Source organism: Streptomyces sp. CB01635, from assembly GCF_002803065.1.
Classification (GTDB): Bacteria; Actinomycetota; Actinomycetes; order Streptomycetales; family Streptomycetaceae; genus Streptomyces.
The window spans coordinates 121,915-137,510 of record NZ_NNBL01000022.1; the positions used below are offsets into that span (position 1 = coordinate 121,915).

The following is a 15,596-nucleotide window of genomic DNA, read 5'->3' on the forward strand; positions in this document are numbered from 1 at the left end:
GCAATGTGATCGATAACGCCCCGCTCTCCGTCGCGGGCGAGTAGGCTCGCAGCAGTTGTCACGGGGCACATTCACGAGGCATGCAGCATGTCGAAGCGCCGGTTCCATCTAGCCTGGTGATAAACACCGACGAGAATCGGCCGTCCGCTCGCCGTGAAGATTACGAGGTCACGGACCCGACCCCGCTGGAAATCGGGAGATTCCCCTCATCTCGCCGACCGAATAACGCCTTGCCGAGCATTCTCGAGACGGCTAGCCGAAACACCGCGTGAACACGCGTCGTATAAACTCCGCGAACGAGGCAGAGAGTTGGCGCTCGCGGTACCTGCCCCCGCCCCCTCTGGCCCGGTCAGCAGACAGCGCCGTCCGCTCGTCCCGCCACGCCCTCGATCCACCGTGCCTGTCGAATGAGAGGCGACCCACCATGCCGCTGCATGTCCCTCCGGCTCCCGCGCCCGCCCTGCGCACCGTCCTCACGGCCCTCGGTTCCCCTACCGCAGTCCGCGAGGCCCGCACCCCCTCCCTGCGCTCCGCCCAAGGACCGGCGAGCCCCGAACTCCCGTTGCCCGTCCACGTACTGGACCGGGTCACGGGCAGCGCGGGCCCCTCACCGACCCGACTCGCCGGCTGGCGGTTCCTCATCCGCTGCGGGGAGCGCGCGGTGGCCGCCGCCGACACGATGCTGACCGCCGACGGCTGGGCGTTCTCGCACTTCTTCGAGGGCCCGTACGTCGCGGCCACCGAACGCGCGCTGCGCCAGGCCGAGTCCCTGCCCGCGGCCTACCAGCCGCGTCTGCTCTCGGTCCCGGAGCTGTACATGCTCACCCTGTGGCTGCACGGGGACTGCAACGCCGACGCCTCCACGGGGCATCCCGCGGCCAGTGACCTCCTGGTCCCGCTCGCGCCCGCGCCGCCCGGCATCGCCGCCCACCGCCCACACCGGGTCGCCGAACTGCTGCCCGTCCTCACCCATCGACTGACCCCCGCGCCACTTCTGGGCTCACCCGCCTGACGCGACCGGGCCGCCTCACGCGCCCGCGCCCCGCTACCGATGCCGACCGGTCGCGGGGCGCAGCCGTGCCCTGGCCCGCCCTTCCGGACTAGCCCGGTCAGGCCACCCCGAACCACCCGAAGGGACAGTGCAGTTGGGGTGAACCGTCCGCACGGGTGACGCGTCCTCATCCAGTGAGGACCGCTGCGACGAAATACCTGCGGATTGACGCCCGTGGGGCAACACTGGGTTCCGGACCGACCGACAAACGGGGGGCGGCCATGAACGACGCTTCGAGCCGCAGGACAGACAGCGACATCACACCCATCACCGACATCACTTCACAGGGAAAGATCCCATCCATGTGCCAGCACCAGCCACCGTGCCCGTCCGCAGACTCCGCCGACCGGGAGGCCGCGCTCCCTGTGGCCCACCACCCCGAACAGGGCTGGAGTCTGCTCTGCAACGGCGTCCTGCTCTTCGAGGACACCGGTGAGCTGCTGCCCAACGGCCAGATCATCGCTCCGCACCGCCCCGCGCACGTCGTGACCGCCGCCTGAGCGGATCCGGACGCCGACGGCGTCCCCCGTACGAAAGGGCCGGCCCCGGGAAACCCCGGAACCGGCCCTGACGCATGTCAGCGCGAGTATCAGTCCTCGTACGCGTCCATGGGCGGGCACGAGCAGACGAGATTCCGGTCGCCGTACGCCTGGTCGATGCGGCGGACCGGCGGCCAGTACTTGTCGGCGGCCACGACACCGGCGGGGAAGACCGCCACCTCGCGGCTGTACGCGTGCTCCCACTCGCCGCCGAGCGCGGCCGCGGTGTGCGGCGCGTTGCGCAGCGGGTTGTCCTCGGCGGGCCACCGGCCCGAACCGACCTTCTCGATCTCTCCGCGAATGGCGATCATCGCCTCGCAGAACCGGTCGAGCTCGGCCAGGTCCTCGCTCTCGGTCGGCTCGATCATCAGCGTCCCGGCAACGGGGAACGACATGGTCGGCGCGTGGAACCCGTAGTCGATGAGCCGCTTGGCGATGTCGTCGACGCTGACGCCGGTCGCCTTCGAGATCGGGCGCAGATCGATGATGCACTCGTGCGCGACGAGGCCGCCGGGGCCCGTGTACAGCACCGGGAAGTGCGGCTCGAGACGCTTGGCGATGTAGTTGGCGCTCAGCACCGCGACCTGCGTGGCCCGCTTGAGGCCCTCGCCGCCCATGAGACGCACATACGCCCACGAGATCGGCAGGATGCCCGCCGAGCCCCACGGCGCCGCGGAGATCGGGCCGACACCGGTCGCGGGTCCGGCGGCGGGCTGCATCGGGTGGTTGGGCAGGTACGGCGCGAGGTGCGCGCGGACGCCGACCGGGCCGACGCCCGGACCGCCGCCGCCGTGCGGGATGCAGAACGTCTTGTGCAGGTTGAGATGCGAGACGTCGCCGCCGAAGTGGCCCGGCTTGGCGAGGCCCACCAGGGCGTTGAGGTTGGCGCCGTCGACGTAGACCTGGCCGCCGGCGTCGTGCACCTGCGCGCAGATGTCGGCAACGTGCTCCTCGAACACACCGTGCGTCGACGGGTAGGTGATCATCAGGACGGCGAGCTCGTCGGCGTACTGCTCGATCTTGGCGCGCAGGTCGGCGATGTCGATCTCGCCGTCGTCGGCCGTCTTCACGACGACGACCTTCATGCCGGCCATCACGGCGCTCGCGGCGTTGGTGCCGTGCGCGGACGACGGGATGAGGCAGATGGTGCGCTGGTCGTCGCCGTTGGCGCGGTGATAGCCGCGGACGGCGAGGAGACCGGCCAGCTCGCCCTGCGAACCGGCGTTCGGCTGGAGCGACACCTTGTCGTAGCCGGTGACCTCCGCGAGGCGCTCCTCCAGCTCACGGATGAGCGTGAGATAGCCCTGCGCCTGCTCGGCGGGCGCGAAGGGGTGCAGCTGGCCGAACTCGGGCCAGGTGACCGGCTCCATCTCCGTCGTCGCGTTGAGCTTCATCGTGCAGGAGCCCAGCGGGATCATGCCGCGGTCGAGCGCGTAGTCACGGTCGGCCAGCTTGCGCAGGTAGCGCAGCATCGAGGTCTCGGAGCGGTGCGCGTGGAACACGGGGTGCGTCAGGTAGCTGTCCCCGCGCAGGAGGCCCGCGGGCAGCGTGTCCTCGGCGGCCGCGTCGAGCGCGTCGACATCGGCCTCGACGCCGAACGCGGTCCAGACGGCGCCCAGTTGGGTACGCGTCGTGGTCTCGTCACACGAGATCGACACGTGGTCGGCGTCCACCAGGTGGAGGTTGACGCCACCCTCGCGCGCGGCGCTGACGATGCCGGCGGCACGCCCGGCGGCCTTCACGGTCAAGGTGTCGAAGTACGCGCCGTGCACGACCTCGACACCGCCGGCCTTGAGGCCCTCGGCGAGCAGCGTCGCGTACCGGTGGGTGCGCCGCGCGATACCCTTGAGCCCGTCGGGTCCGTGGTACACGGCGTACATGCCGGCCATGACGGCAAGCAGCACCTGAGCGGTACAGATGTTGCTGGTGGCCTTCTCGCGCCGGATGTGCTGCTCACGGGTCTGCAGCGCGAGGCGGTACGCCTTGTTGCCGTCGGCGTCGACGGAGACACCCACGAGGCGGCCGGGCAGGCTGCGCGCGAACTTCTCGCGGACCGCCATGTAGCCGGCGTGCGGACCGCCGAAGCCCATCGGGACGCCGAAGCGCTGCGTGGTACCGACGGCGATGTCGGCGCCGAGCTCGCCGGGCGAGGTCAGCAGCGTGAGGGCGAGCAGATCGGCAGCGACCGTGACGACGGCACCCAGCTCGTGAGCCTGCTCTATGACCGGCTTGATGTCGCGGACAGCTCCGGAGGCGCCCGGGTACTGGATCAGGACGCCGACGACGCCGCGCTCGGCGACCTCGGCCGGGATGCCCTCGGAGAGGTCGGCGACGACGACCTCGACACCGGTCGGCTCCGCGCGCGTCTGGATCACGGCGATGGTCTGCGGCAGCGCGTCCGCGTCGACCACGAAGGCGCCGTTCTTGACCTTGCCGATGCGCCGCGACAGCGCCATGGCCTCGGCCGCGGCCGTGCCCTCGTCGAGCAGGGAGGCGCCCGAGGTCGGCAGGCCGGTCAGCTCGGCGACCATCGTCTGGAAGTTGAGCAGTGCCTCGAGCCGGCCCTGTGAGATCTCCGGCTGGTAGGGCGTGTACGCCGTGTACCAGGCCGGGTTCTCCATGACGTTGCGCAGGATGACGGGCGGCGTGAACGTGCCGTAGTAGCCGAGTCCGACCATCGAGTCGAGGACCTGGTTGCGGTCCGCGAGGGAGCGGAGTTCGGCAAGCACCTCGGCCTCGGTGCGGGCCCCGGGAAGATCGAGCGCCTCGGCGCTCTTGATCACGTCCGGGACCGCGGCCGCCGTCAGCTCGTCGAGCGAGCCGTACCCGACCTGCGCGAGCATCTTGGCCTGCGCTGCTTCATCCGGACCGATATGGCGCTGCTCGAAGGGGATTCCCTGCTCCAGCTGGGAAAGCGGAATACGGTTGGCGGTCATTGCGGAGGCCTCCTGGTCGCTACGACCTGCGAGGGGCACCACGGCGCGGGTGCCCGGACGGCCTCCCCCTCTGTCATCTCAACCTGAGAGCTTCACCGGCGTGCCCCACATCACGAAGGGCATGCCGACTTTCACCGTCGGTGAGAGCGGAGGCCTGAACGCCCGCCCTGCTTTCCAGAGTGACCTCGTCCGTGCGGTACAGGGGCCTGAGAGATTCCGGGGAGGAGTTGCTCCTTCGGCGCCTCCGGTGTCATCCGGAGGACTCTCCCGCACGGGGTCAGCAGCCATCGCCAGCCTACCAGCGGCAACAATGCCCGCGGCTTCGAGTGGCCGCCGTCACCAATGTGCACTTTGGTAGTGCTTACGGATGAGTTGCGATCAGCTGGAGGGCCCCGTGCAGACCGATGTCGATCCGCGAAACCTGATCGGCCGCAAGGCGTTCGACCGCAACGGAGCCAAAATCGGGACCGTCGACGAGGTCTACCTCGACGACGCGACCGGGGTCCCGGAGTGGGCGGCCATACGCACAGGCCTGTTCAGCCGGGACGCCTTCGTCCCCCTGGAGCCGAGCGAGCTGGTGGAGGGCACCCTGCACATCCCCTTCGAACGCTCCCTGATCAAGGACGCCCCCGACTTCGGGGTCGGCCGTCACCTCTCCCCCGAACAGGAGCTCCAGCTCTACCACCACTACGGGCTCGACATCACGGGCCCGGACGACCCCGAGCCCCCTCAGGACCGTAACTTCGGCAAGATCGCCGGCACCTCAGACGACACCTGACCCGGCACCCTGCTCCCCCGCCTCAACCCGCCTCAACCCGCCTCACGTCGCCCGCCGCCACCAGCGGCAGCGGCTCCGCGGGGACGAGCGCGGGGTCGTCGGTCCGGAACGTACGCACCCGCCCCGGCTCCGAGTACGGCGTCTCGAAGCGCACCGTCACCCGCCCGAGCCCGCTCCCCTGCACCCACCCGTGCCCGAACTCCTCGTGCCGCACGTCGTGCCCGGCCACCCAGCGCCGGTCCGCGGCCTCGACGAACTCTTCGGCAGCCACCCGGCCCTCATCCCCCGCACCATCCACCCCTTCCGTCTCCCCCTCACCCCCGGCCGCGTGCGCTTCGGCCTCGGCCTGTGCCCGCGCCTGCGCGAACAGATCCTCCTGCGTGTAGTCGGCCAGACCTGTCACTCCCACGCCCAGCAGCCGCACCCCGCCCGTCGTGTCCACGGACTCCAGGAGCCGCGCCGCCGCCTCCCGCACCACCGCGGGGTCGTCGGTGGGCCCGCGCAGGGTCTCGGATCTCGTCAGCGTGGAGAAGTCGTAGCGCCGCACCTTGAGGACCACGGTCCGCCCCGACCGCTCCGCCCCCCGCAACCGCTGCACGCACCGCTCCGCAAGCCGCTGCACCTCGGTCCGCACCCGCACCCGGTCGTGGATGTCCACGTCGTACGTGTCCTCGACCGACACCGACTTGGCGTCCCGCTCGGCCACCACGGGCCGGTCGTCGTGCGCGAGAGCCATGGCGTACAGCGACGCCCCGTGCGACTTCCCCAGCAGCCGTACGAGCTCGTCCTCGCCCGCCTCCGCGATCTCCTCGACCGTGGTGATCCCGGCGCGTCTCAGATGGTCCCCGGTCGCCGGCCCCACGCCGGGCAGCGTGCGCACGGACATGGGCCCGAGCATGGCGCGCTCGGTGCCGGGCACGATCAGGAACAGACCGTCCGGCTTGGCCTCCTCGGAGGCGATCTTCGCCAGCATCTTCGACGCCGCGATCCCGACAGAGCCGGTCAGGCCGGTCACGGCCCTGATGTCCTCCCGCAGCCGCTCACCGACCAGCCGCGCCGACGCGGCGTCCCAGGCCGCCTCACCGGCCTCCAGATCGACGAACGCCTCGTCGAGGCTCAGCGGCTCCACCAGCGGCGACAGCTCCCGGAGCAGCCCCATCACCTGCTCGCTGACCTCGCGGTACAGCTGGAAGCGCGGTACGAGATAGGCGGCATTGGGCGCGAGCCTGCGCGCCTGGCCGATCGGCATCGCCGAGTGCACCCCGAACACCCGGGCCTCGTACGAGGCGGTGGCCACCACCCCACGAGGCCCGATCCCTCCCACGACCACGGCTTTCCCGCGCAGGCTCGGCTTCGATGCCTGCTCCGCCGAGGCGTAGAAGGCATCCATGTCGAGATGCAGGATCGTGGGCGCGGTTCTCACATGTCCGATGCTGCCCTACGGCACTGACAATGCCCCGGCGGACGCATCGATCCAGCTCACACCGCGCGGTTGCGCCGTCTCGCCAGCTCGTCAGCGGGGTTGTTCCCGTGGAGCGTCTCACCGGTGTCGATGCGCTCCCCGTGCAGCTGCGACAGGGCGCTCTCGACGTCCTGCCACACCACACCGACCGCGATACCGAAGATGCCCTGACCGCCCTGGAGCAGATCGTGGACCTCCGTCGGCGAGCTGCACTCGTAGACGGTGGCGCCGTCGCTCATGAGGGTCAGCCGCTCCAGATCGCCGAAGCCGCGCTCCCGCAGGTGCTGCACCGCGGTGCGGATGTTCTGCAGTGAGACACCGGTGTCCAAGAATCTCTTCACGATCTTCAGGACGACGACGTCCCTGAAGCTGTAGAGCCGCTGGGTCCCCGACCCGTGGGCGGGGCGCACACTCGGCTCGACCAGACCGGTCCTCGCCCAGTAGTCCAGCTGCCGATAGGTGATACCGGCCGCCGCACACGCGGTGGGTCCCCGGTATCCGACCTGCTCGGGCGTCGCGTCGTCATCCCCCTGAGCGACCACCGGCAACACCGCCGGCCGACGCGGAATATGACCGGCCGCGTGGCCGTGAAGCGAGTACGGGCCGCTCTCCGCCGGACTGTGTCCGACTCCCCCAGCCGTACCGTCGCCGCTGCTTCTCACGCCGACCTCCTCTTTGACCTGCCTTCTCGACGGTAGGCAGTCACCAGGGGTGCGTCAACGATCGCCACACTCGGCACGCCGAGTGATAATCACCCTACGAGTGGTTTCCCGTACCTCACCGCGGGGAAAGGCTAGCCGAATGGTCCGGCCGGGCCCCCGGCGCGGCAGCGGCCGCCTTCCGGCGGCCGCTCGCGTCACTGACTGTTGGTCCCGAAGTCCTCGGGCGAGATCTGGTCGAGGAATTCGCGGAACTTCTCCACCTCGTCCTCCTGCTCGTCCGGGATCGCGATCCCGGCGTCATCGAGCACACCGTCACTGCCGTAGATCGGCGTACCGGTGCGCAGCGCGAGCGCTATGGCGTCCGACGGGCGGGCACTGACCTCGACACCGCTCGAGAACACCAGTTCCGCGTAGAAGACGCCTTCGCGCAGGTCCGTGATGCGTACTTCCGTGAGCTCCTGCCCGACCGCCTCCAGCACGTCCTTGAAAAGGTCGTGCGTCAGCGGGCGCGCGGGGGCCATGCCCTGCTGTGCGAAGGCGATGGCCGTCGCCTCCCCCGGTCCGATCCAGATGGGGAGGTAGCGGTCGCCTCCCACTTCACGCAGGAGCACGATCGGTTGGTTGGAGGGCATTTCGACCCGGACACCTACGACGTCGAGCTCGTTCACACAGCAACCCTAGGACGTGCCCGGCAGGTTTGGGTAGTCGGGCACCCTTCGATCGCCGGACGCACACCGCGCGAGCACCCCTCGGATCAGGGCAGACGCACGCCTAGCGCGGTCTGCACGAGCGCCCCGTGAAGCTTCACGGTCAGCCCCGCCAGCTCCTTCGCGCGGGCCTGCGCATGAGCCCTGGTCTGGGGATTGCGATGCCGTCGCAGTGGCGCGACGACCTGGTCGACCAGACCGGCCTCCCGGTCGGCAGCGGCCTTCATCGCCCGCAGATGCCGCGGCTCGATCCCGAAACGGCCCAGTTCCATGACCAGCTCGGCGACCGTGACCGCCTCCGCGTCGTATCCGCCCTCGGGCAGCGGCGCGATGAGGCCGTACGACTCCCACTCGTCGAGCTCGGGGGACGCGATGCCGGCGGCGGCAAGGAGCTCGTCACGGCCCACACGGGCCGCTGTCGGCCCTTCGCCGCCCTCGGAGGCCCTGCCGTCCTCGCTGCCTCCCGGCCGCCCCGTAGAGGGCAGCGTGATCGCTTCTCCCCGCTCCAGGGCGTCGAGCTGTTCCTTGATGACCTTCAGAGGCAGGTAGTGGTCCCGCTGCATGCGCAGTACGTGGGCAAGTCGCTCGACGTCGTCCGGGCTGAACTTGCGGTACCCCGAGGGGGTTCGCTGCGGCTCGATCAGTCCCTCCGACTCCAGGAATCTGATCTTGGAGATGGTGACTTCGGGGAACTCGTCGCGCAGCACGTTCAGCACGGTGCCGATGCTCATCAGCCGACTGTCCGTGAGGGCGATGCCGTGACCGGCACCGCCCTTCGGTGTTTGAAGCATGGACCTTCCTGACAGGTCAGATGCCCCGCTGGCTCGCGTAGAAGACCAGCCGGTACTTGCCGATCTGCACCTCGTCGCCGTTCGACAGCGTGACCGAGTCGATCCGCTCCCGATTGACGTACGTGCCGTTGAGGCTGCCCACGTCGCTGACGGTGAAGGCGCCGTCGGCCCCGCGACGGAACTCCACGTGACGGCGCGAAACAGTCACGTCGTCAAGGAAGATGTCGCTCTGCGGGTGCCGCCCCGCCGTGGTCAGTTCGCCGTCGAGGAGGAAGCGGCTGCCCGAGTTCGGACCGCGTCGCACCACCAGGAGCGCCGAGCCGAGCGGCAGGGCGTCGACGGCGGCCTGCGCCTCCGGGGAGAGCGCCGGCGACAGCGTCTGACCGGTGACTTCGGCGTCGTAGGCCTCAAGGCCCGAAATGGAAATCGTCGAGGTCGTCTCGGACGGACGCTCGGCTCCGGCGCGCAGGGGCGCACCGCAGTTGGAGCAGAACCGGCTCGCCTCGGCGTTACGGTTCCCGCACCTCGTACACACCAGTGCCGACATGGACGGATCCTCCTGCCGCGGCTGCCCCGCGGGGGCATGGGACGCATACGGATCGGGGGTAAACCCTCCACCCGCACTTGAGGTTGACGGTTCTCCGAAACCTATGCGGCCGGACGCGGCAGGGTCAACAGACGACGCGCCCTGTCCGCCCGAAATGTCACCGCCCTGAGAACCGACCTGATCACGGAACAGCGGGCGCTCCGCCCCCTGCACCTCCGCGTCCTGGGTGCGCGGTGCACGATGGCGGGCAGTGGCATTGGCATTGCCGCTGTCCTCACGTGCGCTCTTGCCGAACAACTTCGCAAACAACTTCACGGGCGATTCCCCTTGACCGAAACAGACCCGCCCGTGGGGCAGGACGAACCCTGATTGCACACACCGCCATACATCGGCGACACAGACATCCTCACAACGTCCGTATCCGCCAAACAGTTTCCACCACGCACCCCGCTTACGGTGCGCCGACCCCCCGCAACCTCATGCCCTGGCCGGACCGCCCCCATTCGCCCCCGCCTCACTGGGACGACGACTGAGCGTAGTCAGGCCGCTTCGCCGGTCGCAAGGCGTCCACGACGATCTTCTGCGCCTGTGTCACGGTAACGGTGGCCTGCTCCTTCTCCAGAGTCTGAACCACCCCACCAGGGATGTTGAGCGCCGGCTCCAGGTCCTGCGGCTTGCCGATGACCTTGAAGACGAAAGGCTCGCCGATCTTGTGACCGTCCACACTCACCTTCCCGCCGCTCGCATCCGTCAAATACGTGTCGGCCACGACCCGGACGTCGTTCACCTGGATAGCCTCGGCGCCCGCCGCGCGTAGCTCCTGGATCGCATCGAGCAGCATGTCCGCCTGCACCGCGCCCTTCTTGTCGGTGATCGTCAGCGTGATCCCGGGGCCCTGCGCCGCCACGGTGCCCGCCAGAATGCCGAGTTGCCGTTCCCTCTCGACCGTCTGCTTGCGGGCCTCCTCGGCCTGGTCCGAGCTGTTCTCCAGCTCGGTGCGCTGCCCCTCGAGACGCTGCTTCTCATCTCCCAGACGCTGAGTACGGTCATCCAGTTCATCGAGGATGCGTACGAGATCTTCCTGACGTGCGCCGCGCAGCGCGCTGCTGTCGCTGTTGGACCGCACCTGGATGGCCAGCCCCAGACCGAGCACGAACAGCAGGACGGCGACGATGAGTTGCGCACGGGAGACCCGCGGCGGCCACAGCCCCTTGGCCAGCCGCTGACGTCCGGTCAGTGACGGGCTCTTCGTCTCCGCGGCCGGCACTTCCGCGTCGCCCCCGTCGCCCCCGCCGTCCCTGCCGTCCCCGCCGTCCGCCGCTTCGGGAGCGACCTCGTCCGGCAGTTCCTTGCGCAGGCGGTGCTGCTCGTTGTCCTTGTTCTTGTTCTCGTCCTCGGACATCGGCCTCACGCCCGGAAGATGTGCCGCCGGATGGCGGCCGCGTTGGAGAAGATGCGGATACCGAGCACCACGACGACGCCGGTGGACAGCTGCGCGCCCACCCCCAGCTTGTCGCCCAGGAACACGATCAGGGCCGCCACGACGACGTTCGACAGGAACGACACGACGAAGACCTTGTCGTCGAAGATCCCGTCGAGCATCGCCCGCAGGCCGCCGAACACCGCGTCGAGGGCCGCCACCACGGCGATCGGAAGGTAGGGCTCGACCACCGCCGGAACCTCGGGACGGACGAACAGTCCGACCACGACTCCCACGACGAGGCCCAGTACGGCGATCACGATGTGCCCTTCTCTGTTCTCGGCTGTGCTGTACGTACGGTCACGCTCGGCGCTGCGGGCAGGCGGACGTCGTCCTGAGCGGAAATGCTGGTCCGGATCCCGAAGTTCTCCTGCAGCGCGTGCAGGTACAGGCCGTCAGGGCTGTTCTGGAACCGGGTACTCAGCCGCTGGCCGTCCCCCACCGCGAGCACCGTGTACGGCGGCACGAGCGGTCTGTTGTCGACCAGTATCGCGTCACCCGCCGCGCGGATCGCGGACAGGGCCGTCAGCCGCTGTCCGTTGATGGCTACGGCCTCGGCACCGGACTGCCAGAGCCCGTTGACCACCCGCTGCATGTCCCGGTCGCGCACCCGCCCGGTGTCCGAGAACCCGGTGCTCTCGCGCGGCCCTCCGCCGCCCTGGTCGGCTTCCTTGGCGTCGTCGACGACCAGCTTCACTCCCGGCCCGTGCACCGCCGTGGCGCCGGAGAGCAGACCGACCAACTCGCCTTTGTCGCCGCCGTGTTTCTTCAGCGCCTCACGCTGGCGGTCGCTCACGTCGTTGCGGAGCGTGTCCACCTTGCGCTCGAGCTTGTCCGCGGCGTCCGTCTCCCGGTCGATACGGGCGATCAGCTCCTCGCGCTCCTTTGCCACGACCGGTGCCGCGACCCGCGCCTGCGCCGCCCCCACCGTCACCACCAGCGCCGCGAGGACGAGCCCCGCCGCGAGCCCGAGCTTGGCCCGCAGGGTACGCGGCATCCCACCGCTGCCTTCGGCCTTCTTACGGGCCGCCGCCTCCGCGTATCCGTCGTCGAGGCTGTGGTCCATCACGTTCGTCAGCAGCGACATGGAGGCGTCTGGACGCCTGGGGCTCACGGGGCGTGAGGGACTGCTCCGATCGGGGGGCTGCTGCGGCATGCCGCACATCGTCGCACGTGGTGGCCTCTACCTCCGAATGGCCCCACCGGCGGGCCGGTCGACGCCCGTGACAGGCGACGACCGGCCTGTTCGACGGCTCAGCGACCGGCGCTGTCCACGACTGCCGCCCACTCGTCGAGCAGCTGCTGTGCCGACGCGTCGTCGGGCCCCTCGGCCCACAGATGGGTGACGGCTTCGGCCGGGTCGGGCAGCACCATCACCCAGCGCCCGTCCGCCTCGACGACCCGCACGCCGTCGGTCGTGTCGACGGACCGGTCGCCGGCCTCCTCGACGACCCGCCGCATCACGAGCCCCTTCACCGCCCACGGAGTCGCGAGGTCCCGCTTGAGTACATGCGCCCGCGGGATCCGCGCGTCGATCTGGCTCAAGGTCAGCTGCGTCCGCGCCACGAGCCCGATCAGCCGGACAAACGCGGCCGCGCCGTCGAAGACGGAGCTGAACTCCGGAATGATGAACCCGCCGCGGCCGTCACCGCCGAAGATGGTCCCCTCGTCCCGCCCGACCCGAGTGAGGTCGTCCGGCGACGTGGTCGTCCACTCCACCTGCGTCCCGTGGTACGCGGCCACTTGCTCGGCGATACGCGTCGTGGTCACCGGCAGCGCGACCCGGCCGCTGCGCCGCTCGGCGGCCACCAAGTCCAGCATGACCAGGAGCGCACGGTCGTCCTCGACGATGCGGCCCTTCTCGTCCACCAGCGACAGCCGCTCGCCGACCGGGTCGAAGCGGACGCCGAACGCGGCCCGCGCGGACGCCACGATCTCCCCGAGGCGCACGAGCCCGGAGCGGCGCGCGTCCCGTGTCTCGGTCGGCCGGGACTCGTCGAGCCCCGGGTTGATGGTCAGCGAGTCGACACCGAGCCGCCCGAGCAGGCTGGGCAGCACCAGACCGGCACTGCCGTTCGAAGCGTCGACGACGACCTTGAGCCCCGCCTCCGCAATCCCCGTCGTATCGACATTCCGCAACAGGGAACCTGTGTACGAGTCGAAGACGCTCGACGGGAAGTGCAGATCGCCGATCTCGCCGGGGAACGCCCGCCGGTACTCCTGCCGCGCGTACACCCGGTCCAGCTTCCGCTGGCTGGCCTGCGAGAGGTCCGCTCCCCGCTCGTCGAAGAACATGATGTCGACGGAGTCAGGCACTCCGGGCGTCGTACGGATCATGATCCCGCCGGCACTGCCCCGCGCGGTCTGCTGCCGGGCGACTGGCAGCGGCACGTTCTCCAGGTCGCGTACGTCGATGGCGCTCGCCTGCAACGCGGAGATGACCGCGCGCTTCAGGGCGCGGGCACCACGCGAGTGGTCACGGGCCGTGGTGACGGTCGAGCCCTTCTTGAGCGTCGTGGCGTACGCCCCCGCGAGCCTTACGGCGAGTTCCGGGGTGATCTCCACGTTGATGATGCCGGAGACGCCACGGGCGCCGAAGAGATGCGCCTGGCCCCTGGACTCCCAGATCACCGAGGTGTTGACGAAGGCGCCGGCCTCGATGGTCTTGAACGGATAGACCCGGACGTTGCCCTGGATAATCGATTCCTCACCGACCAGGCACTCGTCGCCGATGACGGCGCCGTCCTCGACGCGGGCGGCCCGCATGATGTCGGTGTTCTTACCGATGACGCAGCCGCGCAGATTGCTGTGTTGCCCGATGTACACGTTGTCGTGGACAACGGCCTTGTGCAGAAAGGCCCCGCTCTTCACGACGACGTTCGAGCCGATCACGGTGTGCTCGCGCAGCTCGACGTCGGCTTCGACCTTGGCGTAGTCGCCGATGTACAGCGGACCGCGAAGCACGGCGTCCGGATGAACCTCGGCACCCTCTGCGACCCATACGCCGGGCGAGATCTCGAATCCGTCGATCTCGACGTCGACCTTGCCCTCGAGCACGTCGGCCTGCGCCTTGACGTAGCTCTCGTGCGTGCCGACGTCCTCCCAGTAGCCCTCGGCGATGTAGCCGTAGACCGGCTTGCCTTCCTTCATGAGCTGCGGGAAGACATCACCGGACCAGTCGACCGACACATCGGCCTCGACATAGTCGAATACCTCGGGCTCCATGACATAGATGCCCGTGTTCACGGTGTCGGAGAAAACCTGGCCCCAGGTGGGCTTCTCGAGGAAACGCTCGACCTTTCCCTGTTCATCGACGATGGTGATGCCGAATTCGAGGGGGTTGGGAACGCGGGTCAGGCAGACCGTGACCAGCGCACCCTTTTCCTTGTGGAAATTGATGAGGTCAGTGAGGTCGAAATCGGTCAGAGCGTCACCGGAGATCACAACGAAAGCGTCGTCCTTGAGTGCTTCCTCTGCGTTCTTCACGCTGCCGGCTGTGCCGAGTGGCTTCTCCTCATTGGCATAGGTGAGCTCCATTCCGAGCTCTTCGCCGTCCCCGAAGTAGTTCCTGACGAGTGATGCCAGGAACTGCACGGTGACGACGGTCTCGGTGAGCCCATGCCGCTTGAGCAACCGCAGCACATGCTCCATGATCGGCCGGTTCACTACCGGCAGGAGCGGCTTGGGCATACTCGAGGTCATGGGGCGAAGGCGCGTGCCTTCGCCTCCAGCCATTACGACGGCCTTCATGTCGGAAGCGTCCTCCTTGAAGAGACGACTGTCTAGCCGACTTCGCCCGTCCGGATGGACCCGCAGATCTCAGAGTGCGGGCCGATCTGGCCTCGAATACCGCCGCATGGGCGAGCTCAATCGGCCTTGGAGTCCGCCCTGACCAGTCGGCGGACCTGTACTACGTAGAGGATCCCTGCCCACCAGTAGAGCGTTGTACCCCATCCTGCGAACGCCCATCCGAAAATAGCAGCGAGCGTGTTGATCCAGCCACTTCCGTCGCTGAGGAGCAACAGGGGGAACGCATACATGAGGTTGAACGTGGCGGCCTTGCCGAGGAAGTTCACCTGCGGCGGCGGATAGCCGTGCCGGCGGAGGATACCCACCATCACCAGGAGAACCAGCTCCCGGGCAAGCAGTACGGCCGTCAACCAGATCGGCAGAATCTCTCGCCAGGTGAGTCCGACGAGCGTGGACAGAATGTAGAGCCGGTCGGCCGCTGGGTCGAGGAGCCGGCCGAGGTTGCTGATCTGATTCCAGCGCCGGGCGAGCTTCCCGTCGAGATAGTCACTGACACCGCTGAGCATCAGGACCAGAAGGGCCCAGCCGTCGCTTTTGGGCCCGCCGAACTCGGGCCTGAGGATGAGCCACAGGAACAGGGGTACGCCAAGGAGACGCGCCATGCTGAGGATGTTCGGGATGGTGAGCACCCGGTCCGTCTGGACACGGGTCTCCTGGACCTCCACCCGGGGGCCTCCTGTGGGGAAATGAGCCAACGATGCCCCCTGACCTTACCCTCAGCACACTTGGGGCCGTGCAGAGGGGTGCAACAAGAATTGCCGCACAACGCTTGGCACACAACGCAGAAAACCCCCGTAACAGGATTCTCATCCGTTACGGGGGTTTTCTTCAAA

The 15,596-nt window shown here is 68.8% G+C and carries 14 protein-coding genes and 1 riboswitch; of the genes, 3 read left to right on the forward strand and 11 right to left on the reverse strand.

Annotation, left to right across the window (positions count from 1 at the left end; translation table 11 throughout):
* Positions 1 to 424: 424 nt before the first annotated feature.
* Both CG723_RS35455 and CG723_RS35460 read left to right on the forward strand, forming a co-directional pair.
* Entirely contained in the window at positions 425 to 1,012 is a 588-nt protein-coding gene (locus CG723_RS35455) for a hypothetical protein (RefSeq protein WP_100597634.1), read from the forward strand.
* Positions 1,013 to 1,353: 341 nt separating this feature from the next.
* Complete coding sequence (locus CG723_RS35460) at positions 1,354 to 1,551, forward strand: DUF5999 family protein (RefSeq protein ID WP_199842020.1); 198 nt, start codon at positions 1,354 to 1,356, stop codon at positions 1,549 to 1,551.
* A gap of 89 nt (positions 1,552 to 1,640) precedes the next feature.
* Here CG723_RS35460 and gcvP read toward each other — a convergent pair whose 3' ends face one another.
* Positions 1,641 to 4,526, reverse strand: a complete 2,886-nt coding sequence (gcvP, locus tag CG723_RS35465) for an aminomethyl-transferring glycine dehydrogenase (RefSeq protein ID WP_100597636.1) — start codon at positions 4,524 to 4,526, stop codon at positions 1,641 to 1,643.
* Positions 4,527 to 4,710: 184 nt separating this feature from the next.
* Positions 4,711 to 4,806: riboswitch (glycine riboswitch) on the reverse strand.
* Between the two features lie 114 nt (positions 4,807 to 4,920).
* Here gcvP and CG723_RS35470 point away from each other — a divergent pair.
* Positions 4,921 to 5,304, forward strand: a complete 384-nt coding sequence (locus tag CG723_RS35470; protein WP_100597637.1) for a PRC-barrel domain-containing protein — start codon at positions 4,921 to 4,923, stop codon at positions 5,302 to 5,304.
* 22 nt (positions 5,305 to 5,326) lie between these two features.
* On the opposite strand, the gene CG723_RS35475 is transcribed toward CG723_RS35470, so the two are convergent.
* From CG723_RS35475 to CG723_RS35520, 10 genes are all read right to left on the reverse strand, one after another.
* The gene (locus CG723_RS35475) at positions 5,327 to 6,727 is read right to left on the reverse strand and encodes a DNA polymerase IV (protein WP_100597638.1); all 1,401 of its coding nucleotides are present in this window, start codon (positions 6,725 to 6,727) and stop codon (positions 5,327 to 5,329) included.
* 56 nt (positions 6,728 to 6,783) lie between these two features.
* Complete coding sequence (locus CG723_RS35480) at positions 6,784 to 7,428, reverse strand: MerR family transcriptional regulator (protein WP_100597639.1); 645 nt, start codon at positions 7,426 to 7,428, stop codon at positions 6,784 to 6,786.
* Positions 7,429 to 7,622: 194 nt separating this feature from the next.
* A complete protein-coding gene (locus CG723_RS35485; RefSeq protein WP_100597640.1) occupies positions 7,623 to 8,096 on the reverse strand; it encodes a bifunctional nuclease family protein in 474 nt (157 codons plus the stop codon).
* Positions 8,097 to 8,182: 86 nt separating this feature from the next.
* Positions 8,183 to 8,926 (reverse strand): transcriptional regulator FtsR, encoded by a 744-nt coding sequence (gene ftsR / locus CG723_RS35490; RefSeq protein WP_100597641.1) that lies wholly within the window; start codon positions 8,924 to 8,926, stop codon positions 8,183 to 8,185.
* A 16-nt stretch (positions 8,927 to 8,942) separates the two neighbouring features.
* Complete coding sequence (locus CG723_RS35495; RefSeq protein WP_234374685.1) at positions 8,943 to 9,788, reverse strand: FHA domain-containing protein; 846 nt, start codon at positions 9,786 to 9,788, stop codon at positions 8,943 to 8,945.
* A gap of 199 nt (positions 9,789 to 9,987) precedes the next feature.
* Positions 9,988 to 10,875 (reverse strand): DUF881 domain-containing protein, encoded by an 888-nt coding sequence (locus CG723_RS35500; protein WP_100597643.1) that lies wholly within the window; start codon positions 10,873 to 10,875, stop codon positions 9,988 to 9,990.
* Between the two features lie 5 nt (positions 10,876 to 10,880).
* A complete protein-coding gene (locus CG723_RS35505; protein ID WP_100597644.1) occupies positions 10,881 to 11,213 on the reverse strand; it encodes a small basic family protein in 333 nt (110 codons plus the stop codon).
* Complete coding sequence (locus CG723_RS35510; RefSeq protein ID WP_100597645.1) at positions 11,210 to 12,118, reverse strand: DUF881 domain-containing protein; 909 nt, start codon at positions 12,116 to 12,118, stop codon at positions 11,210 to 11,212. The genes CG723_RS35505 and CG723_RS35510 overlap by 4 nt, the downstream gene beginning before the upstream one ends.
* An 89-nt stretch (positions 12,119 to 12,207) precedes the next feature.
* Positions 12,208 to 14,703, reverse strand: a complete 2,496-nt coding sequence (locus CG723_RS35515) for a mannose-1-phosphate guanyltransferase (RefSeq protein WP_100597646.1) — start codon at positions 14,701 to 14,703, stop codon at positions 12,208 to 12,210.
* A 116-nt stretch (positions 14,704 to 14,819) separates the two neighbouring features.
* Positions 14,820 to 15,428, reverse strand: coding sequence for a CDP-alcohol phosphatidyltransferase family protein (locus tag CG723_RS35520; protein WP_100597647.1), 609 nt, complete (start codon positions 15,426 to 15,428; stop codon positions 14,820 to 14,822).
* Positions 15,429 to 15,596 lie beyond the last annotated feature (168 nt).

Excerpts from the sequence above, each read along its gene's own strand:
- CG723_RS35455 (WP_100597634.1), top strand. The coding sequence starts at position 425 with ATGCCGCTGCATGTCCCTCCGGCTCCCGCGCCCGCCCTGCGCACCGTC.
- CG723_RS35460 (WP_199842020.1), top strand. The coding sequence starts at position 1,354 with ATGTGCCAGCACCAGCCACCGTGCCCGTCCGCAGACTCCGCCGACCGG.
- gcvP (WP_100597636.1), bottom strand. The coding sequence starts at position 4,526 with ATGACCGCCAACCGTATTCCGCTTTCCCAGCTGGAGCAGGGAATCCCC.
- ftsR (WP_100597641.1), bottom strand. The coding sequence starts at position 8,926 with ATGCTTCAAACACCGAAGGGCGGTGCCGGTCACGGCATCGCCCTCACG.
- CG723_RS35500 (WP_100597643.1), bottom strand. The coding sequence starts at position 10,875 with ATGTCCGAGGACGAGAACAAGAACAAGGACAACGAGCAGCACCGCCTG.
- CG723_RS35510 (WP_100597645.1), bottom strand. The coding sequence starts at position 12,118 with ATGTGCGGCATGCCGCAGCAGCCCCCCGATCGGAGCAGTCCCTCACGC.
- CG723_RS35515 (WP_100597646.1), bottom strand. The coding sequence starts at position 14,703 with ATGAAGGCCGTCGTAATGGCTGGAGGCGAAGGCACGCGCCTTCGCCCC.